This is a genomic window from Enterobacter sp. UNJFSC 003 (assembly GCF_036903355.1).
GTDB lineage: Bacteria > Pseudomonadota > Gammaproteobacteria > Enterobacterales > Enterobacteriaceae > Enterobacter.
Window position 1 is genome coordinate 1 of the sequence record NZ_JBAKHK010000042.1, and the last position, 494, is coordinate 494.

Consider the following 494-nt stretch of genomic DNA (forward strand, 5'->3'; position numbering starts at 1 on the left):
GTAACGGTGCCCACATCGTCAACCAGATCCAGCGAGCCGCTGACAATCCCGGAAGTGGTGTTGTCCGGCGCGGTGGTATCCACGGTGAAATCCCAGCTTCCGTCGTCCGTGCCGCTAACCTGCGGCCCTTCCTGGCCCGCCTTGTCCACAGCAGCCACCGTCAGGGAGTGCTCCCCTTCCGCCAGATCGGTATCCGGCGTGTAGCTCCAGTTGCCGTTTTCGTCCACCGGGGCGCTGCCGATCAGGTTGCCGTTGTCGTAGATATTGACGTGATCGATATCGTCGGTAGCCTGACCTGCAAAGGTCGGACGGGTATCATCGGTAGTACCGCCGTCAGCAATAGGGCCAGTTACCGGGCCTACATCGTCAGTCAGACCCAGAGAACCATCCACGATCCCGGAGGTAATGTTGTCCGGTGCGGTGGTATCGAGGGTAAAGTTCCAGGCCGCATCATCGGTGCCGCTGATCTGCGGGCCTTCCAGTCCGGCCTTGTC

At 61.1% G+C, this 494-nt stretch carries 1 protein-coding gene; it reads right to left on the reverse strand.

What is annotated here, in order from left to right:
* Window positions 1-494, reverse strand: a 494-nt coding sequence (locus V5P19_RS22985) for an Ig-like domain-containing protein (RefSeq protein ID WP_334407836.1), incomplete at both ends; no start/stop codon positions are given.